This is a genomic window from Streptomyces sp. NBC_00654 (assembly GCF_026341775.1).
In the GTDB taxonomy this organism is placed as follows: Bacteria; Actinomycetota; Actinomycetes; order Streptomycetales; family Streptomycetaceae; genus Streptomyces.
The window spans coordinates 3,696,449-3,715,314 of record NZ_JAPEOB010000001.1 but is presented as its reverse complement, the minus strand read 5'-3'; the positions used below and the strand labels follow the sequence as shown (position 1 = coordinate 3,715,314).

Sequence of the window (18,866 nt, the reverse complement as noted above, 5' to 3'; positions counted from 1 at the left end):
CGTGGACCGCCGCGAAATCGCCGCCCTGCTGGCCTACCTCGGCCGCCTCGACCCCCGCACCATCCGCACCGACCAGGGCGAAGCGCGCGACCAGCTCGCTCAATGGCACGAGCTGCTCGGCGACGTGCCGCTGGCCACCCCGCACGGCTGGGACGTCCGCGTCACCGCCCGCCAGCACGTCCGCACCTCGCCGTACCAGATCCTGCCTGCGGACATTGCCCGCCCCTGGGAGAGCTACCGGCGCGACCGCCTGGCCAGGCACTCCGATCCGACGCCGTCCGTCGACCCGGACGACCAGGCCGCCTGGACCGCCGAGCTGGTCGGTACCCGGCGCGCTGTCGCCACCGGCACCGCGCAACCCGCACAGGCCCGAGCAATCACGACCTGCCGCGACGGGGTCGACCCCAGGCTGGAGACGAGACTGCGGGAGATCGGCTCCTGCATACCGCCCGCCGCCCGAGCCGCCCTCGCGCCCTACCGGCCCGCCCGAGCGGCACGCGAGGCAGCCGTCGCGCAGGGTCTGCCCGACGCTCTGAGTGTCCGGTGCGCGTGGTGCCTGGCCCAGCCCGGCGAACCGTGCCGCCGCCGGAGGATCAGCCCCGACGGCGGGGCTCGCGGGACCGCCCCGTGCGCAACTCACCCCAGCCGCCTCGACGTCGCCGCCGCCCGGCAGCCTGAGCAGGTCCAGCAGCCCACCGCAGCCTGACCTGCGCGCAAGGCCGGTGCACCCCGTCCGGTTCACCGCCTCCTCCACACCACCATCCCGTCCCGGCTGCGACGCATGCTCTCGCGCCGCAGCCGGTACCCGACGCCGCGTCGGCCCGCAAAGGCCCGCAGTGGCCGGCGCGGCAGCACATCGGAGACCCCTTTGCGCCACATCACCACCCACGACGCCCCGGCCACCGGCCTGCGCGGCATAGGAGACACCAACTGGCACGTCCGCGGAGCGTGCCACGGCATGGACGTCGAGGACGCCGAAGCGGTGTTCTTCCCCGGCCCCCGGGACCACGAGGACATCGCGGAGGCGAAGGAATTGTGCGGCTGGTGCCCAGTACGACGTGACTGCCTCGACTTCGCCCTGGAGAACGGCCTCAAGGAGGGCATCTGGGGCGGCCTCACCAAAGCCGAGCGTGCCCCTCTGCACAAGAACCTGCACAAGAGGCGCGATTACCGGCGCGTAGTCGCCTTCTTCCAGGGACGCGATGTGCACCTGACCGAGGCCGAGCGGCAGATCGTCATCGATCACGCCTACGTACGCGGCTGGCGGCCCGAACGGCTCTCCATCGCCCTGCAGATCAGCCGCACCCACGCCCGTGACCTGCTCCGGCAGGCGGCCAACAAGGTCCTCGACCGCGACCGCACCTACGGCGTGCCAAAGCCCAAGAAGAAGCGCAAGAAGATCGCTCCGGCCACGGTTGCGCCCGCGCCCATCAAGCTCGGCACTCGTCCTGCGGCGCCGGTGGCCTCGGTGTCCGCCCCTCTCGGAAAGGCCGCATGACCTCCCCCTCTGCACGCCCCGCCGTCGCGCCCATCGGGTTGTGGGACCGGCTCGCCATCGTGGTCCTCGGCCTCGCCGGATGCGCCCTGAGCTACGACGCGCTCCAGCAGATGGCCGTCGCGATCCACATCCGCGGATTGTTGACCTATCTCTTCCCTCTCGTGGTCGATGGCTTCATCGCCTACGGGGTACGCGCCCTGCTGGTCCTCTCCGAGGCTCCGCTGCGTGCCCGGCTCTATGTCTGGATGCTCTTCGGTACGGCCACCGCAGCAAGCATCTGGGCCAACTCGTTGCACGCGGTCCGCCTCAACCAGCAGACCGCTCACTCCACCGGCCTGCGCCTGGGCGACACAGTCGTAGCCATCCTGTCTACCCTGGCCCCGCTCGCCCTGGCCGGCGCGGTCCACCTGTACATCCTCATCACCCGCCACCACCCGGGTGCCGGATACGCGGGGGGTACTACAGCGGCGGGATCCGGGGAGCAGAACACGGACCAAGGGCCCGCCTCCGCCCCAGCAGCGGACTGGACCCGCCCTGCGGACCGTCCTGGAGGCGGCGCGGACCACGGGCGCGGACCAGTATCGGAGGCTGGTCCAGCGAGCGTGGACCACCTCGACCCGCACGGTCAGGGCCCTCTGCGGACCACGGACCATGGCACTGGGTCCGTCCCGACGGACCACGAGGATCCGGCTGCGGACCGCCGGCGCGACTCGGCCTCGGAGCAGGAGGACAGCCAGGACGCGGCGGCTGCGGACCAGCAGACCGGTGATGGTCCGCACGGCATCAAAAACTACGGGCGGACCGGGAAAACCCCAGGTCAATCCGCTGATAGCTCCCATGGTCCGGTGGAGCACGACCGAGCGGACCATGGGCGTGGACCGGCCCAGGATCTTGACCCGGCGGGCACGGACCAGGTTGCCCCGGCAGACCGGATGCCGGACCGCGAGCACCCTCGGACCACGGACCAGCCCGCCGAGCCCGCCGCCACGGACCAGGACGCCCCGAACCTCGCGGACCAGGAGGCGGACGGTCCGGCGGACCAGGAAGAGGACGATTCCTCAACTGGACCGCAGGGCGCTCCGACCACGGACCACGAAACCTCGCACGCGCCGCGGACCACGTCTGCGGACCAGAACGACGAGGTCCCGTGGGAGGTGAAGGTCGAGGTGGCCCGCGAGGCGGCTCTGGCGTCGGGTCGTATGACGCGCCGGGTCATACGACCGCACCTTCGGCGCAACAACATCACCATCAGCAACGAGGGCTTCCGCAAGCTCCAGGCTCAGCTGTACGCAGATCCTGGGCTCGCGCACCTGCCCCGAGACACGAGGAGATCGCGATGAAGACCTGCCGCCGGTTCAGCACCGTCCGCGCGGAGTTCGAGCGGGAGATCAGCTTCATGCTGGCCCACTCCCAGCGGTACGAGGGGAGGCCCGCAGCGAAGTCCAGCGCGAAGCGGGCCACCTCCACGAAACAGCAGATGGCCCGCGCGCTCTCCACCCACGTCGGGCGCTGCCCTGAGTGCGGCTGACCTGGCAAAACCTCGGCTCAATGGCCCTATTCACAACAGGTGGTCCGGCTCCGTGCCGGGCCACCGTCCCGCTTGGGAGGTAATGCCGTGATCCCGCGTTCCCATCGGTCATCCGAGCCCGCCTTCGCCGAGCCAGGCGCCTGGGCACACGTCCTGGTGCGCCGACGGCTCCCTGCACGCCGTGTCCTCGCGCCAACCGGCCAGTGGATCGTCCAGGGCCGTCCCGGCGGGCCGCTCCGCGCCCCTACGGACCCGGCCGACGTGATCGCGCTGACCGCGACCATCCAGCACCACACCCGATCCGCGAGGCCCGAACTGCGATGACGCACGCACCCCAGAACGACACCACCCCGGAACCTGGTCCCGACATCAACTCGGTGTCAGGGCGAGCAAGATGGAGGTTCGGACACTCCCCCGATGGGGCAGCGTCCGAACCAGCCCCTGCCCCTGAGGTGGCGGGGCCCGACCGGCACCAGGGGGCACCGGTCGGGAATGCTGCGACCGGGGGCGGATCGCAGCCAGAAACCGCCCGAACAGGGCGGTCGAGGGGGCGAGCGCGTCCGCGCGACAAGAAGCAGCGTCGCGCGCACAGCGTCCGCCTCAACCCGTCCGAACTCGCTCTCATCCAGGGCGGAGCAGACGCCGCCGGTATGAGCGTGGCGGGTTTCCTCGCCTACGCCGGGCTGGCCATGGCCCGTAACCGGTCCCGTACTGCCGTCGCCATCGCCACTGAACAAGACGTGCTCACGGAGCTCTTCGCGATGCGGAGGCAGCTCGGCTGGGCCGGCAGCAACCTCAACCAAGCAGCCAAGATCCTCAACTCCGGCGGCGACGTTCCCCGCCTGGCCCACGTGGTGGCCGATGTCCACCGGGCGGCCGACGCGGTGAGGGCGGCTGCCGACAAGGTGGCAAACCGACAGTCAGACGAGGCACCTTGATTCCACAGATTCACAAGCAGGGCAGCCACACCCCGGGCCTGCTGTACTACCTCTACGGCAAGGGAACCCACGAAGAACACATCGACCCACACCTCGTCGCCTCCTTCGACGGCATGTCGCCCGACCCCGGCCGCGACGCGACAGTCACCAAGAAGGACCTCGCGCAGCTCCTCGACCAGCCCCTCCATCTCCTCGCTGCGGACCAGCGCCCCGACAAGCACGTCTGGCACTGCTCGGTGCGTGCCGCGCCCGACGACCCGATCCTGGGTGACGAACAGTGGGCGGACATCGCGCGCCGCATCGTCGCCGCCACCGGAATCGACCCGAACGACGGCGCGGGCTGCCGCTGGGCCGCCGTACGGCACGCCGACGACCACATCCACATCGTCGCAACCCTCGTGCGCGAAGACGGCCGACGCCCCGACCACCACCGATCCGGAAAACGGGCCCAGGCCGAAGCCCGACTCATCGAGAAGGAACTCGGACTCCACCAGGTCGCCCCCGGCGACGGCACCGCCGCACGGCGCCCCACCAGCGCCGAGCGGCACAAGGCCCAACGTCAGGGCCGCGAGCGCACCGCCCGCGAGACACTGCGAGAAACGGTGCGGCGCGCGGTGACCGGCGCTACAAGCGATGAGGAGTTCTTCGCACGGCTCGCCGCCGCTGGCCTCCTGATCCGCAAACGCGCCGCGCCCTCCGGAGACCTCCTGGGATACAAGGTCGCCCTGCACGACGACCTGAACAAGGATGGTGAGCCGGTGTTCTACCCCGGCGCGCGGCTGGCCCCCGATCTGTCGCTGCCCCGCACCCGGGAGCGCTGGTCCAGCGAACCGGCTCCCCGACAAGAGGACACGGTCCGTACGAGGCCCAGCACTCCAGCCGCCGCCCGACGTGCAACGGCATCGGTCGCATGGCGGGCCGTACTCGTCGTCGAGCACGGCGACGACCCGACCGTCGCCGCCCACATCGCCGCCGCCGGCGAGGTCCTGGACGCCCTCGCAACGACGTCCGCCGCCCACACCCGGCGCGAACTCCGCGACGCCGCAACGGCCTTCGAGCGCGCCTCGCGCTCCCACGTGCGCGCCGTACGCGGACATGACCGGGCTCTACGCCAGGCGGCACGCGACCTCGTCCACGGCGGTCGGGCCCTTGGCCGGGGTGAGGACGGCGCGAGCACCGCGATGGCAATCGACATGCTGTTCTTCCTCATCACCGCCGCCGCGCACTGGCACGCCCGGAAGGGGCACGCTCAGCAGGCCGAAGCCGCCGCCCGGGCCGCCGAGCACCTGCGCGCCGCCTATCGGCCCGCCGCCGCCCAGCCTCTCGGCGTGCTTTACCAGCGCGGTCGACGCCTGAGCCGACCGGTGATCCAGCGGCAGACGGTGGCGCTGCGCGAGGCGCTGCCGGAGCTGGCCGAGCAAATCCTCGCCGAGCCCGGCTGGTACGCCCTGGCCGCGACCATCGCGGAAGCCGAGGCCGCCGGCCACGACCCGGCAGCCCTTCTGTCCGACGCCGTCGAGCGCCGGGAACTCGGCACCGCGGTCTCAGTCAGCGATGTGCTCGTGTGGCGGCTGCGGCGAACGGCAGACCTTCCCGCCGACGCCGCCAACCTGCCCGAGACGGGCACAGCAGGCGACCGGACCGCAGCACGTAGGCCAGCGAACCGACCTTCCTCACCCGGAAGGCAGCGCAGCGGAAAGGAGACACCGGGCAAGTCCCGGTGACCTCCTGCGAGCGCTGATGCGCAGCGTCAGCGCATCGCGGAGAGCAGGGCCAGCGCCACCGCGCCCGCGATCCACAGCATGGTCCACCCGCCACTCCCGCTCTCGGCGGTGGACCGGCCCGCCTTCCCGGCCGAAAGGGCGGGAAACCCGTCATGAGCTGCCCGAAGGTAACTGTGGACTTTGTGAATTGAACCAGCCGAGGGCATAGGGCACGATCGTGAAGCGAGTCGGACGAGGCAAGGGAGGACGCCAGGGTGTTTCACCGAATACGCCGCAGGGCCAAGGGATCGAGCGAGGCGGAGCGCCAGGTCGCCGAGTGGCATGCGCGGATGCAGAACCAGGTCCCGCAGGGCTTCGGCGAGCCGACGGCGGAGCCGAGGCAGCCCGAGCCGGCCGGCGTAGTGGACGACTTCCTTCCGCCGGAGCTGCGGGTGCCGAGCCACGACCAGCTCGACGGCAGGATGATGCCGTGGAAGCAGCCCCTCGTCCTCGACGGTGAAATGGTCGCCTGCACCGAGTGCGGCGAGTACCGGGACTGGCTCATCCTCTCCACGCGCGACGAGATCTGGCTGCGCTGCCGGGCGGGTCACCAGCAGCAGGAGACGCGCCTCGACACCGCGTGGTACAACCGACACGCGGGGCCGGCGGACGCGACGCACGCCACGTTTGAGGACTGCCTGCGCCACCTCGGGCACTGACCACCACTTCGACGAACCCACCGGGCCTGCGGGCCCGTACTGACCACCCGTCACCTAGCACCAAGGGGTCAGTTCCGTCATGCACGTTCGCGTCGCCACCACCATCCTCGGCATCACCGCCACCCTCCTCGCCGTACCCGCCTGCTCCACCGACTCCGTCGACAGCCAGCCCATCGCAGCACCGTCCCCCCGTACCGGAAAGTCCAGCAGCGGCAAAACCGTCCTCTCGTCGGCCGCGCTGGAGACGCGCCTGCTCGACGAGAGCGATCTCGGCAGCGGCTATCTGCGCAAGCCGGAGCGTCCCGCCCAGCACGACGACGTCACCGTCATCGGCTGCCCGGCCCTGACCGAGCTGGGCGGCGACGCCGCGATCGGCGGCAGCCTCTCCTTCCCGCGCAAGGCGAAGGTGTCCTTCGCCTATGGCGGCGGCTCCTCGGAGGTCTCAGAGGAGCTGTACAGCGGCCGGGAGGACACGTTGTCCGACGGCATCGGCCGGATTTTCGAGGCCATGACCGGGTGCCCGACCTATCAGGTCGTCGCGGGTGGCACCTCTATCAACATGGCCTCCCAGAAGCTGTCCCCGCCCCGCAGTCTCGGTGACGAGCAGTGGAGCCAGCTCCTGACGGCCTCCACCGCAGGACGGAGCACCGTGGTCAAGCAGACCGCGATCCGCGCGGGCAGCCTGCTGCTGGTCGTCTCCGGCTCCCCGGCCCTCGTCGACCGCCACCTCGACAAGGCTCTCGACAAGGCCACGACAAGGAGTTGAGGCGGAATTGCCCGCCGGGGCGTCGTTCAGCGCGAGCGACGCCCTGCGCGGGTCGATACCGCAGCCCGTGAAGGCTGCGGGGCCGTCGAGTCGCCATGCCCGGCGCATGCGTGAAGCCCGGCCTCCCCGTACGGGGAGGCCGGGCTTCGTTGGTGTCCGGCGAGGCGGACGGGACCGTGGGCGCCATTCCCACGTCGGGGCGGTGGTGCCGGGGCGTCATCCTGACAGCAGGCGCTGATCTCGACGCATGCTACGAGGCGGGGTCGGCCCAGAGTTCGGTGCTGTGCGCCCTGATGAGAGCGCTGATGCGGGTGAGTGCGTCACTGACCGGCTGCGGGTCGAGTCGGCGTCCGTCTCGCAAGCGCAGGGCGACGTGATCGTCAGCGGCCTCCTTGGCGCCGATGACGGCTTGGTAGGGAACCAGGCGGGCCTCTCGGATTCGGGCGCCCAGGCTGCCGCGGTCCGGTCCCGCCATCTGGGCACGCAGCCCGAGACGGGTGCAGCGTTGGGCGAGGGCTGCGGCGTTCGGCAGTTCGGTGTCGGAGATCGGGAGGATCACCAGCTGAGTGGGGGCGAGCCAGGCGGGGAAAGCGCCGCCGTGCTGTTCGATGAGATGGGCGACGGCTCGCTCCACGCTGCCGATGATGCTGCGGTGGACCATGACCGGACGGTGTTTGGCGCCGTCCGCGCCGATGTAGTGCAGGTCGAACTGTTCGGGCTGGTGGAAATCGACCTGGACGGTGGACAGGGTGGACTCCCGGCCGGCGCCGTCGGTGACCTGGACATCGATCTTGGGACCGTAGAACGCGGCCTCTCCCTCGGACGCCTCGTAGGGCAGACCGGAGCGGTCGAGGACATCGGTCAGCAGCGCGGTCGAGCGTTGCCACTTCTCGGGTGCGGCAACGTACTTGCCGCCGGGGCCCGGGAGGGAGAGCCGGTAACGAGTGGGGGTGATGCCGAGCGCCTCGTACGCCCGGCGGATCATCTCCAGCGCCGCCTGCGCCTCCTCGGCGACCTGGTCCAGGGTGCAGAAGATGTGTGCGTCATTGAGCTGGATGGCCCGCACCCGGGTCAGTCCACCGAGCACGCCCGAGAGCTCGGAGCGGTACATGCCGCCCAGTTCCGCCATCCGCAGAGGCAGTTCGCGGTAGCTGTGGGAACGGGATCGGTAGATCACCGCGTGATGAGGGCACAGGCTCGGCCGCAGGACGACCTGCTCCCCGCCGAGGTCCATCGGAGGGAACATGTCGTCGCTGTAGTGCGCCCAGTGCCCCGAGATCTCGTACAGCTCCCGCTTGCCGAGGACCGGCGAGTACACGTGCTGGTAGCCCGCCCGCCGCTCGGCGGCACGGATGTACTCCTCCAGGGTGTGCCTCACGGCCGCCCCGTCGGGCAGCCAGTACGGCAGGCCGGCGCCGATCAGCGGATCGGTGTCGAACAGACCCAGTTCACGGCCGAGCTTGCGGTGATCGTGCACGGTGGTCATCGCGGTCTCCCTGCTGGGTGCGGAGCAAGTGACCGGGCCTACGACGAAGCCCCGGGGCACTTGCCCCGGGGCTTCGGATCAGATCGTCTGTCAGCGCGCCGGGACACTCTCCGGCGTCGTCGTCATAGCAGCGCGCTTCATGCCCCAGACGTTAGCAGGATGTACCGCGGTCCACACGGCCATTCCTCGGTCAGGAGATCCGCCGGACAACCACTAACTGGCCGGGGCCCGCAACAGCCGCTCCTGTGTAGCAGCGGGCAGCACCCGACGCAGGACCGGTGCGGTTGAGCTGAGAGCGGCGGCGAAGGCTGCGACGAGATCGTGCGGGACCCCTGCGGCGAACGATGCGGCCCACAACCACGGTGCGCCGAGCGAGGGCTCGGCCCACGCCTGCCACCCAGCCAGTCCCGCCTCGTCGTACTCGGCCACGAGAACGCGCGGGTCGGAGTCCTGGATGAGCGGCGGAACCTCGCCGAGGCTGATCTGCGAGGTGAACGTCGGGTCCGCCGCTCCCACTTCCGGCTGGTCGAGGTCGCGGAACCATCCATGAGCGGCAACAGCGTCAAGGACCAGCTCGGGTCCGGTGAGCGGCTCGGTCGGCTGTTCGCTCGCGTCCAGCGCGACAAGGAAGTCGACCACCGCCTCGCCGGGAACGTCGCGGGTGAAGTAGGCCGACCACTGGGCGAGCGGGCTGCTCGACTCGGCTCGGGCGGAGATCTGCCAGGCGACCGGCAGTTCTCCCAGGAGGAACGGCTCGTCCGGCAGCGCCCATTGGGCCCAGCGAAGGGCATCGGGGCTGATATGTAGGACGGTGCTGCGCACGACCTGGCGGTCCTCCGGTGCCTCATCCGGCTCGTGCCGTCCGCGGACAACGGTCAGGCTCGTCCAGCCCAGGCCGGACAGCGTGTCGGCGACGACGTCGTAGAGGCGCCCGTCGTCACCGGCAAGGTGCCGAGGGCCGACCCAGAATGCGGGCGGGCCGCCACCGGCGGCGGAGGAGTCGGTCGGAAATTCGGGGTACAGGGGCGCCTCCAATGGCTCGGTGTGGATTCAGTTGCCGCCGGCGCAACGGCGGGTGCGGCGCGGGGGCGCCTGGACGGGGCCCTGCCACGTCAGGGCGACAGCGACATCGGTCGGCAGATGGCCGAGCTGGGTGCCCTCGTCCCGTCCTTCGGCGAGATAGACGACGGCCCGACCGGTCTCGTCCACGGACGCCAACACCCGCTCGATGCGGTGCGCCATCGGGAAGAACGGGTTCATGGCCAGGCGGACCGGAGCACTCCGGTCACGGGCGGACAGCAGATCAATGAGACCGCCGACTGTCATCTCCGAGGACGTCACGAACAGCCTCCAGGGTGGGAAAACGGGGAGCAGAAATACGGATCCGGCCGCCAGCGAGACATCAGGGCCGGTGAGCGTTGACGGCAGAAGTCGCCGCGGTCATACGCGACGTGAGGTCGCCAGCACGCACTCCACCACTGCGGCGACCATGTCGGCCGGTGTCTCGGTGTCGAACGACATGCAATAGCCGGGCACCTCGGCCGTACTGGTGACGGCGATCGTCCACCCCTCACCATCCGTGCCCGGACGGCCACTGGGAAACCAGCCGAGGCAGAAGCGACCGTCCTTCGAGCTGATGTGCACGTCCGCCCGGTCATCCACGATCAGGTGGAAGTCGTCAGCGGAAAACTGATCTGTCACGAGCGAGGGTCGGCCGCGGCCAAGCTGCCGCTCGCGCAGACGCAGGGCTTCGATGGTGGTAGAGAAACCAGGGCCGGCAGGAGCTACGGTCACAGGCAATCACCTCTCTGACCTGGCATTTCTTGCAAGGTCGTCTACGTTGACATGCATCAACGCACCTTGGCCAGTCTTTCCGCGATCTTTCCTGTCTGCCCCGGGCGAACTACTGACGCACACCATTTCGCGGCGAAACCACGGAGCCACCCGAAGGGAAAGAAGTGGCCGACGAAGCGCCTCCGGGTGCATGCTTGCCCGTTTCCCACTGCGAGGAGAAGTACATGGAGATCCGTCCACTTGCAGAATTGCGCGCCGCGGACAATCTGTCTCTGGCGTTCAACCCCTATGGGCTCGGCGGCCGTCTGGAACCCGAGGACGCTGCGGAATTCCAGCAGCACCAGATCGCGGACTGCGACCTGGCGGACGGCGTCGCGGCTGGAACACGCGACTCTTTCGAGCGGCTGCGCACCGTCTTCGCCTATGGCGTGCTGTGCTACGACGTGTACACCCTGGTCGGCGATCAAGCGCTCCTCATCTACGAGCAGGCACTGCGCGACCGCTTCATGGAATGGTGCGCCGGCACCATCACGTTCCGCCGCCCTAACGGCCCGGACGTCTCCCTGACCGTTACGTCGTACGACGACGTGAAGAAACTCGCAGGCAAGATGACGCGCGAGCGGTCGAAGCTGGTCGTAACTGCCCACGCCGTCGAGTTCAACGGAATGCTGCACGGACTCCGCCTCTGGGCCCGGGCCTCAGGTCTGCTCCGAGGGCGCCGCAGCCGCACGGTCGAGGACGCGCTCGCCAAGCTGCGCAACCACGTGGCCCATCCATCCGGCCACCATGTCGACACCCCCGTCGAGGCAGCCCGAACGGTGCGGGATCTGGCGGAACTGATCAACCAACTGTGGGGGCAGGCCACTACCGATGGGCGCCTCTACCCGGCCCCGCTGCACCGGGAGATCGCCCTGCTGAGCTGGAACGATTCCGGCCGTACGCGAATGGAGCCCGCCGGCGCGTTCATCCTTTCCGACCCCAAGGAAGACCAGAGGGACGAGGCATACCAGCACGTAGTGGTGCGGTCCATCCCCTTCGTACCGGGCAGCCGATGGGATGACGCTCACTGGGCCGAGTTCGACACCCGGTACGAGACCACACGGTTCCCGACGGACTACCTGTGGGGGCCGGGCACCCGAGAGGAGGCCCGAGCCTGGCTGGAACGAGAGCGCCCCGAGGGGGACACCGTCGACTTCACCGACCGGGTGTTCCTCGTCCAGGACCACCAACGCCTCCTCCCGCCGATGCGGCCGGCGGTAGCAGCCGGACTGCCCGAAGAGGAACGCGCCGGGATCTGGCATGCCGTGCGCGCCGACTTCCCGGACGACGCCTTCACGCACGTCCGAGGCTCCACGGATCGCAGCGCCGGTCACACCCGCTGCCCCGGCGACTGCTCCGCCTGTTCCGCCGAACTCCTCGGCTTCGGCTCCTACGACGAAGTTCTTCGCGCTGCAGCAGCCGCGCTCGGACCGATCCAGGCAGTACGGCTGCCCTCCGTCCGGCTCCCGATGTCGCGTCTCTGGCCCGACCGGCACTGAGCGGACAAGGCCCCAATCGAAGTTCGAAAAGTGACACCCGCCACACTTCTCCCGAAGCACTCCACCCGTCCGCAGATCAAAACGAGATAGCCCTACACCCCCGATCAGCATGTATTCATAATTTGACGCGTATAACTTAACACCCCGACCCCATAAGAGTAAATTAGCGAGTGCAGAGCCCGCTGATATCTTTGAACGCATGGAAGTTGCTGCGAATCTCACAACGTTAACCGGACCACTGACCGTCACATTGGGGGTGCTGATATCTGTGGCACTGTCACACCCCGAACCGCAGGTCAGGGCACGTGCTGAGCGAATTCTGACTCTCATTTTTCGATCCCGCTAGCCTCGCCGTTTCGGTTGAGATGAGGCCGGAAGCGGGAAGAAAATACGAAAGTGCCTTCTGAGCTGGGACGATGAACCTTGTCGAGGGGTTCTGTCGGTCCAAGCGGAAGGCACTTTCTGCGTGCAGGGTATCGGTTCTCGTGCCAAGCTCCACGTCTCCACTGACGGTTCGGGGGTGGTGGGGCACGCGGGCGCACGGTTGCTGGCGGATCTCGCCGAGGCCACCGGCCTGACAGGCGCGTACTCCGCTGCGCTCGGGCCGCTACGACCGCGTGGCACCGGGCACGATCCGGGTCGGACCGCCACCGATCTCGCGGTGATGCTCGCCGACGGCGGTGAGGCGATAGCGGATCTGGCCGTGCTGCGGGACCAGGGCGAGGTATTCGGACCGGTCGCCTCCACGCCCACCGCCTGGCGGTTGCTCGCCGACATCGACGGGGCAGTGCTTGCTTCGCTGCGAGCGGCCCGCGCCTCGGCCCGGGAAGTCGCCTGGATGCAGGCCGCCGAGACCGGCCAGGGCATACCCGCCGTCCGGGCCGGCGGACGAGAACTTCCCGGCCTGGTCCTGGACCTCGATGCCACGCTGATCACCTGCCACTCCGAGAAAGAAGCGGCCGCACCCACCTACAAGGGCGGCTTCGGCTTCCACCCGCTGTTGTGCTTCCTGGCCAACACCGGCGAAGCACTGTCCGGCCGGCTCCGGCCCGGGAACGCCGGTGCCAACACCGCCGCCGATCACATCACTGTGCTGGACGACGCTCTCGCACAGATTCCCGACGTCCACCGGCACGGCACCGACATTCTTGTCCGCACCGGCAGTGCCGGATCCGCGAAAGCCTTCCTCGCCCACATCCGGGCTCTGCGTGAGCACGGCCTCAACCTGCGGTTCTCGGTCGGATGCGCGGTCACCGAGCCGGTCCGCCGTGCTGTCCGAGCCATACCCGACGCTTGCTGGCACCCCGCCCTGGACCAGAACGGAACTCTGCGTGACGGCGCCGAGGTCGCCGAGCTCACCGGCATGGTCGACCTGACCGGCTACCCGGCCGACACCCGCATCATCGTGCGCCGGGAGCGCCCGCACCCCGGAGCCCAGCTCTCCCTGTTCGATCAGGACGAGGGCCTGCGCCATCAGGTCTTCCTCACCGACACCCCGTCCTGCGGTGGCGGTCCCGCCCAGTTCCTGGAGGCCCGTCACCGCGGGCATGCCACCGTCGAGGACCACATCCGATGCGGCAAGACCACCGGCTTCGGCCGCTTCCCCTCCCGGGACTTCGCCATCAACGCCGTCTGGCTCGAACTCAGCCTCGCGGCGACCGACCTGCTGGCCTGGACCCGCGTCCTGCTGCTGAACGGCGAACTGGCCACTGCCGAACCGAAAAAGCTCCGCTACCGACTGCTGCACGTCGCCGCCCGCCTCACCCGAGGCGGCCGACGCCTCCGCCTGCGGATATCGGCGACCTGGCCATGGAGAAACGAACTCGCCGACGCTTTCCATCGCCTTGCCGCACTGCCCCGACCAGCCGGCTGACCGACAACCCCTGCCCGCCCACGACCCGAAGGACCCTGGAGAACCCGACCACCGCGCCGGGCCTCCGCCATGCCTAAACAGCCAAATCACCTCGCCCACCCGGCGGCTAACGATCAGCGACGACTCATCACCCCAACCGAAACGGCGAGGCTAGAGCGCAAAGGGTAATTCGCCCACGCTGAACACCCTCTCGGACTCGCACATCTGATCATCTGCGAGAGGACGGGTTGCCCGGCCTGCGGGTGCGGGCTGGGTGGTCACGGTTCGTCGTATGGGCGGATGAGGAGCAGGGCGATGTCGTCATTTCGGGGCGCGGATTGTTCGGCGTGGTCGATGAGCGTGTCAGCCAGAGCGTCCAGGTTCTCACTTTGTGCTTGTGCAAGTTGGTTGGCGAGGGCGGTGGTCGCGTGGTCGATGTCGGTGCCGGGGGTTTCTACGAGTCCGTCGGTGTAGAGGGCGAGGACGGCGCCGGGCGGGAGGGGGATTTCGGTGGTGGGGTAGTCGGCGTCGGGTTCGATGCCCAGCAGCAGTCCGGGAGGCAGGTGAAGGGTTTCGGTGCGGCCGTCGGGGTGGCGGAGCAGGGGTGGGGGATGGCCGGCTGTGGCCAGCCGGACGCGGTGGTTGGTCAGGTCGAGGTGGGCGATGAGGCAGCTGGTGAACAGGCCGGGGTCGAGATCTGTCAGAAGGCGGTTGGTGCGGGCGAGGACGTCGCCGGGAGAGGAGCCGTCGGTGGCGTGGGCGCGGACGGCGGTGCGAACTTGTCCCATGAGCGCGGCGGCGGCGGGGTCGTGGCCCTGGACGTCGCCGATCACCACGGCGGCTGTCGCTCCGGTGCAAGGGATGAGGTCGTAGAAGTCGCCGCCGATGTCCATGCCGTGGCCGGCGGGCCGGTAGCGGGCGGCCACATCCAGGCCGGGGATGTGCGGCAGGACGCGGGGCAGCAGGCCGGTCTGCAGGGTGCGGGCGAGAGCGTGCTTGGCGTCGTAGAGGTGGGCGCGGTCCAGAGCCTGGGCGATCAGTCCGGCCAGCGAGGTGAGGAGGGCCCGCTCGGCGGGCGGGAATGGGCGCGGACGGTTGTAGGCGAGGACGAGGGAGCCGACAGGGCGGCCCGAAACGGTCAGCGGTAGGAAGGCCCAGGCGGCCATCTCGTCCTGATGTCGTGCCTGAGGGTAGGCCCTCTTGAGGTCGGCGAAAGTGGGGAAGAAGCCGGCCACTCCTGTGGTGATGGCACGCACAACTGGGGCGTCGGAAGTCAGGGGAATCGCGTCGAAGCGGTCCATCAGGTCGGGGCTGTAGCCCCGGTAGCCGATGATCCGCAGCCGTCCTTCTTCCACCGTCGACAGCGCCATGGCCTTGGGGCCGAAGGCCGGCACGATCTGGTCGGCAGCCAGCTCCACCACGTCATGAACACCGGCGGCCTGGGCGAGGACGGCGGCAAGGTGCGTCAGGTGGTACAGCGCCGTCACGCCCACCGGCTCGGCCGGGGACGGTGGCGGTGGGCCCGGTTCGGTGGCATCCGGTTGCCCTACGGCGGGGGTGATGTGGACGCTGATGCCGCTGTCATCGGGGTAGAGCTGGAAGAACAGCCAGGTATCGGGTGGATGCCTGGCTGTAAAGGAGGAGGGCTGGCGGCTGACGACCGCTGCCCGGTACGCGTCCTCGAACACCGGATCGTGCAGCCACAGGAGCACCTCCCACGGCCTGTTGCCCACCAAGGAGGCCGCCCCAGCACCCACCAGCTCGGCGCCGGCGGCGTTGATGAAGGTGAGCCGGCCCTCCAGGTCGAGGGAACAGCAGCCCACGGGCAGACGTTCGGCGAAACCCAGCGCGGCCATGGCCTGGCCCGGGTCCGCTTCACGGGGGTGCGGCGCCGTGAGCAGGCGCGGTTCGTCGGCGGGCTGAAGTGGGCGGCCGCTGTCGGCGGCCTGTTGCAGAATGGCTGCCGTACGCAGGCAGCAGCCATTGATCGTCTTCCGCTCGGCCGCACTGAGCTGCGGCGAATGCCAAACAGGCCATAGCAGCACGAACCCTCCCCACACCGTGGTGCCGCTGGTGATCGGGACTGCGGCAAGCATGAACTCGTACGGCAGGACGATCCCGAGCTGGGGATAGCGCCGTGCGACGTCCTCCTGGCTGCCCAGCCAGACCAGGCGCCTCTCGCGCATGGCATCCACCACTGGGATGGAGGCGTCCATAGGGATGCGGGCCCACGGAGCCGCGATCTGCCGGGACAGACCGGAGACCAGCACCAGGCGCAGCACCCGTTCCCCCGGCGGAAGCACGTACACCAGGCCCACCGACGCGCCGGTGCCCCGCACCACCTCGGCCAGAACAGAATCCGGAAGTTCCGCACCGGGGCCAGGGGCAACGGGACACCCCATGGACATCATCCACTCCGGCCGGCCCGCGCAACGCTGCGCGTACGCCCGAAGCGACTGCGGGCCGCCTCGGCGCTGACGCCCAGTCCCGCGCCGATCTGCTCCCAGCTCGCCCCGGCCCGCCGGTCCGCCAGCACCGCCGCCCGGACCAGCTGCCCGGCCAGGTCAGGAACCCCGGCCACCGCAGCGCACTGCCACCTCAAAGGTGAACCCGGCGGGGGCGGTTTCAGAGGAGGATGCGCGACCTTCTTGACGTGCAGCAGCGGTACCGTTCCTGCTGCGGTCACCCCTTCCCGCGCGGGCGCAGCCTCCCGCCACCGGCGCCGTGTCCTCCAGGCCGCCTGTCGATGCGCCGGCCGGCAATACCGGCGCCCACGTGCCGCCGACCCCGGCAGCCACGCACCACACCAGTCGCACCGCACGTCACCCATACCGTGACAATACGCCCGCTTTGGTGTGACGGCACCCTGCCCTGACCCGTGCGACGCACGTGGGGCGCCGTAGTGCATTCACGTGTTGGTGAGCAGGAGCGCGACTCACCGAGCCGTCACTGGAAGCTGAGGACTTCGGCCACAGACCTGCGAGGTGTCGCGTGACGTGGGGGCCCTAGCCGAGACGGACACCATGCGGACGAAGCTGATCGCGGAAGTCGTGTCTGTGTGGGACGGTCGCACAAGCCTCAAGCTGACGTCGTCCGCCCGGCAGGAAGACACGGATCGGCACTCCAACGGAGGCCACGCGCTCGTCGGACATGCGTGCCCTGGGGGTTCATCCTGGCTCTGCGCAGCCGTTCTTCGCATTGTCGCAGCGCTGAGCGAGCCGTACCTTGCAAGGCGACAGAGTGCCCATGACAGCAGGCACGGCCTGTGCGTATTCACCCTTCCCCGCCGTCCTCCTCATCGTCGAGTCCGGATACCGGAACCGTTCCTCGCGAGTGAACCTGCGCACCGATGACCTTGGCTGCACGGGGCCCTCATCCGCCATCCGAGCCAATGAACACTGTGCATCGTGAAGTTGCAGGTCACGGGTCTGGTGTGCGCGGGGTTCGGGATGCTCGTGCTGGTCGTGGGCGGATGGCTTCGGCGAAGATCGTCGGTCACCGGGAGACTTCGCGGTTCGTCAGGACCAGCAGAGCCCTCACCAGCGCGGTCGCCCACTTCGGATCCGTGCGGACCTTGCCGAGGACGCGCCAGTTCTTCAGGTGGGCGAAGCCGTGCTCGACCGGCGCCCGTACTGCGGCAAGGGCCTTGTTCGACAGCTTCTGCCCTCGCGTGAGCGGCCGGTTCCGGGCGGCCTTGTAGCCGGTGATCACCGCTGGGTCGGCATCGGGACCGCTGTCATCGAGCCCGACGAATCCCAGGTCGGCGATCGCTCCGAGCCGGGCCGCCCGCAACTTCTGCGTGAGCTTGGCGTGACGGCAGGCGGTGATCTCCGAGGTCCGCCCCGGCCGGGCCGCCGAGACCCAGAGCAGTCGGCCCTTGTCGTCGGTGAGCGCGATCACGAGCAGACCATGGTGCTTGTGCTTGCCCGAGTAGTTCTTCCGGTTTTCCGTCCCGGTGCGCCGCCGGGTGCGGATCAGCGAGCCATCCAGCAGGACCACCCCGCCACCCGTTCGGGCGATTCTCTTCAGGGCGCGGTCCAGGCGCGGGGCGCGGGCGGCCAGCAGGCCGACGACTTCCCTGACCCACCGTGTCACGGTGGTGCGGTGTATCCCGTTGCCGCCGGCCAGGTCGCCCGGCCGCTGGTCACAGCGCAGCACCGCCAGCACGATCCCCGCGATCCTTCCCGCGGGCAGCGCCCGCCACCGCGAGCCGATCTTCTTGCAGTGGCCGCGTATCAGGGTGGCGAGATAGTTCAAAGTGGCGCTCGACAGCGGCAGGCGGGCAGTGTAGACAAGGTCGTCAGGGCCCTCGACGGACCCGTTGTTTTTCTTCACACCGAACTCAACTGCCGCCGGGGTTTCGCTGGTTACGGCCTGCCGGGTTTTCTTCCGGCACGGTCACCGACGTGCGGTGAACCGCCCGTCGGGACGTTTGTGCAGCCAGCCGCGATCAGCGAGCTTGGTCATCTTCGCCCGCAGCGGCTCCAGCTTCCCACGCACCGCAACGTCAAGGCCCAGCTCCTCACCCACCGCCCTGACCTGGACCGGGCCGTCGGCGGCCTGCACGATCGCCAGGATCATGCGGTAGTCGTCCAGCAGGGCGGTCTCATCGGGATTCTCGCCGCGGTGCGGGATCAGCAGGACAGCCCGCCCCGCCACCCGGCACAGCAGGACGATCGTGTAGTTGGCTTTTTCCGCGTGGATGAATCGGCAGACATCGCTCACCGATCGCTCTCCTTCGCGAAAAAAGCTGTCGCTTTTTTAGGATTTCAATCGTCTTCGCCTGCTCTACGGTGAGCTTCCGCAGCCGCTTCAGCTCCTCATCCCGTTCGCCCGCGCCCGGCGACAGGGATGCCGCCACCGGCGCGGCCTCCGCGGCCCGGGCCTTCTTCACCCACGCACGCAGGCTTTCCGAACTGACCCCGAGGGCGACATCAGTCACCGTCCGGCCCGACGACCGTACGAGCTCGATCGCGTCACACTTGTACTCGTCCGAGTACCGCTTTGTGTACTTGCTTCCCACCTGGTGCTACTTCCTCTGGAA

The 18,866-nt window shown here is 69.2% G+C and carries 18 protein-coding genes and 1 pseudogene; 10 read left to right on the top strand and 9 right to left on the bottom strand.

The features are described from left to right. Nucleotide 1 precedes the first annotated feature (1 nt). From OHA98_RS15970 to OHA98_RS15935, 8 genes and pseudogenes are all read left to right on the top strand, one after another. The gene (locus tag OHA98_RS15970; protein WP_266926340.1) at nucleotides 2–706 is read left to right on the top strand and encodes a hypothetical protein; all 705 of its coding nucleotides are present in this window, start codon (nucleotides 2–4) and stop codon (nucleotides 704–706) included. Nucleotides 707–868: 162 nt separating this feature from the next. Then, complete coding sequence (locus OHA98_RS15965) at nucleotides 869–1,498, top strand: WhiB family transcriptional regulator (protein ID WP_266926338.1); 630 nt, start codon at nucleotides 869–871, stop codon at nucleotides 1,496–1,498. Further along, nucleotides 1,495–1,926 (top strand): annotated as a pseudogene (locus tag OHA98_RS15960) (DUF2637 domain-containing protein); the annotation flags it as partial. The gene OHA98_RS15965 and the pseudogene OHA98_RS15960, both read left to right, overlap by 4 nt. Nucleotides 1,927–2,834: 908 nt before the next feature. Beyond that, nucleotides 2,835–3,026: a hypothetical protein gene (locus tag OHA98_RS15955; RefSeq protein ID WP_266926336.1), complete on the top strand. Its 192-nt coding sequence runs from the start codon at nucleotides 2,835–2,837 to the stop codon at nucleotides 3,024–3,026. 650 nt (nucleotides 3,027–3,676) lie between these two features. Further along, nucleotides 3,677–3,964, top strand: coding sequence for a mobilization protein (locus tag OHA98_RS15950; protein WP_266926334.1), 288 nt, complete (start codon nucleotides 3,677–3,679; stop codon nucleotides 3,962–3,964). Beyond that, the gene (locus OHA98_RS15945; RefSeq protein WP_266926332.1) at nucleotides 3,961–5,688 is read left to right on the top strand and encodes a relaxase/mobilization nuclease domain-containing protein; all 1,728 of its coding nucleotides are present in this window, start codon (nucleotides 3,961–3,963) and stop codon (nucleotides 5,686–5,688) included. The genes OHA98_RS15950 and OHA98_RS15945 overlap by 4 nt, the downstream gene beginning before the upstream one ends. 254 nt (nucleotides 5,689–5,942) lie before the next feature. Beyond that, on the top strand, nucleotides 5,943–6,386 hold the full coding sequence (locus OHA98_RS15940) for a hypothetical protein (protein ID WP_266926330.1): 444 nt from the start codon (nucleotides 5,943–5,945) through the stop codon (nucleotides 6,384–6,386). Nucleotides 6,387–6,465: 79 nt separating this feature from the next. Continuing rightward, nucleotides 6,466–7,152 carry a hypothetical protein gene (locus tag OHA98_RS15935; RefSeq protein WP_266926328.1) on the top strand — a complete coding sequence of 229 codons (687 nt, stop codon included), beginning with the start codon at nucleotides 6,466–6,468 and terminating at the stop codon, nucleotides 7,150–7,152. 250 nt (nucleotides 7,153–7,402) lie between these two features. On the opposite strand, the gene thrS is transcribed toward OHA98_RS15935, so the two are convergent. From thrS to OHA98_RS15915, 4 genes are all read right to left on the bottom strand, one after another. Further along, nucleotides 7,403–8,629: a threonine--tRNA ligase gene (thrS, locus tag OHA98_RS15930; RefSeq protein ID WP_266927930.1), complete on the bottom strand. Its 1,227-nt coding sequence runs from the start codon at nucleotides 8,627–8,629 to the stop codon at nucleotides 7,403–7,405. Between the two features lie 222 nt (nucleotides 8,630–8,851). Beyond that, nucleotides 8,852–9,673, bottom strand: a complete 822-nt coding sequence (locus OHA98_RS15925; RefSeq protein ID WP_266926326.1) for a DUF317 domain-containing protein — start codon at nucleotides 9,671–9,673, stop codon at nucleotides 8,852–8,854. Nucleotides 9,674–9,688: 15 nt separating this feature from the next. Continuing rightward, the gene (locus tag OHA98_RS15920; RefSeq protein ID WP_266926324.1) at nucleotides 9,689–9,979 is read right to left on the bottom strand and encodes a hypothetical protein; all 291 of its coding nucleotides are present in this window, start codon (nucleotides 9,977–9,979) and stop codon (nucleotides 9,689–9,691) included. 99 nt (nucleotides 9,980–10,078) lie between these two features. Next, nucleotides 10,079–10,432 (bottom strand): DUF317 domain-containing protein, encoded by a 354-nt coding sequence (locus tag OHA98_RS15915; protein WP_266926322.1) that lies wholly within the window; start codon nucleotides 10,430–10,432, stop codon nucleotides 10,079–10,081. A 224-nt stretch (nucleotides 10,433–10,656) separates the two neighbouring features. Between OHA98_RS15915 and OHA98_RS15910 the strand changes: the two genes are divergently transcribed. Continuing rightward, entirely contained in the window at nucleotides 10,657–11,970 is a 1,314-nt protein-coding gene (locus tag OHA98_RS15910) for a hypothetical protein (protein WP_266926320.1), read from the top strand. A 436-nt stretch (nucleotides 11,971–12,406) separates the two neighbouring features. Beyond that, nucleotides 12,407–13,843: an IS1380 family transposase gene (locus OHA98_RS15905; RefSeq protein WP_266927929.1), complete on the top strand. Its 1,437-nt coding sequence runs from the start codon at nucleotides 12,407–12,409 to the stop codon at nucleotides 13,841–13,843. 257 nt (nucleotides 13,844–14,100) lie between these two features. On the opposite strand, the gene OHA98_RS15900 is transcribed toward OHA98_RS15905, so the two are convergent. The 5 genes from OHA98_RS15900 to OHA98_RS42895 all read right to left on the bottom strand — a co-directional run bounded on the left by OHA98_RS15900 (nucleotide 14,101) and on the right by OHA98_RS42895 (nucleotide 18,845). Further along, nucleotides 14,101–16,230, bottom strand: a complete 2,130-nt coding sequence (locus OHA98_RS15900; protein WP_266926318.1) for a SpoIIE family protein phosphatase — start codon at nucleotides 16,228–16,230, stop codon at nucleotides 14,101–14,103. Then, nucleotides 16,230–16,403: a hypothetical protein gene (locus tag OHA98_RS15895; protein WP_266926316.1), complete on the bottom strand. Its 174-nt coding sequence runs from the start codon at nucleotides 16,401–16,403 to the stop codon at nucleotides 16,230–16,232. Before OHA98_RS15895 ends, OHA98_RS15900 begins: the two co-directional genes overlap by 1 nt. A gap of 914 nt (nucleotides 16,404–17,317) precedes the next feature. Further along, a complete protein-coding gene (locus OHA98_RS15890; protein ID WP_266926304.1) occupies nucleotides 17,318–18,157 on the bottom strand; it encodes a transposase family protein in 840 nt (279 codons plus the stop codon). Nucleotides 18,158–18,220: 63 nt separating this feature from the next. Further along, the gene (locus tag OHA98_RS15885) at nucleotides 18,221–18,547 is read right to left on the bottom strand and encodes a hypothetical protein (protein ID WP_266926314.1); all 327 of its coding nucleotides are present in this window, start codon (nucleotides 18,545–18,547) and stop codon (nucleotides 18,221–18,223) included. Beyond that, nucleotides 18,429–18,845, bottom strand: coding sequence for a transposase (locus OHA98_RS42895; RefSeq protein ID WP_353962246.1), 417 nt, complete (start codon nucleotides 18,843–18,845; stop codon nucleotides 18,429–18,431). The genes OHA98_RS15885 and OHA98_RS42895 overlap by 119 nt, the downstream gene beginning before the upstream one ends. Nucleotides 18,846–18,866: the final 21 nt, after the last annotated feature.

What these genes read in the sequence shown, in the direction of transcription:
- OHA98_RS15935 (WP_266926328.1), top strand. Translation starts at nt 6,466, where the DNA reads ATGCACGTTCGCGTCGCCACCACCATCCTCGGCATCACCGCCACCCTC.
- OHA98_RS15955 (WP_266926336.1), top strand. Translation starts at nt 2,835, where the DNA reads ATGAAGACCTGCCGCCGGTTCAGCACCGTCCGCGCGGAGTTCGAGCGG.
- OHA98_RS15950 (WP_266926334.1), top strand. Translation starts at nt 3,677, where the DNA reads ATGAGCGTGGCGGGTTTCCTCGCCTACGCCGGGCTGGCCATGGCCCGT.
- OHA98_RS15910 (WP_266926320.1), top strand. Translation starts at nt 10,657, where the DNA reads ATGGAGATCCGTCCACTTGCAGAATTGCGCGCCGCGGACAATCTGTCT.
- OHA98_RS15900 (WP_266926318.1), bottom strand. Translation starts at nt 16,230, where the DNA reads ATGTCCATGGGGTGTCCCGTTGCCCCTGGCCCCGGTGCGGAACTTCCG.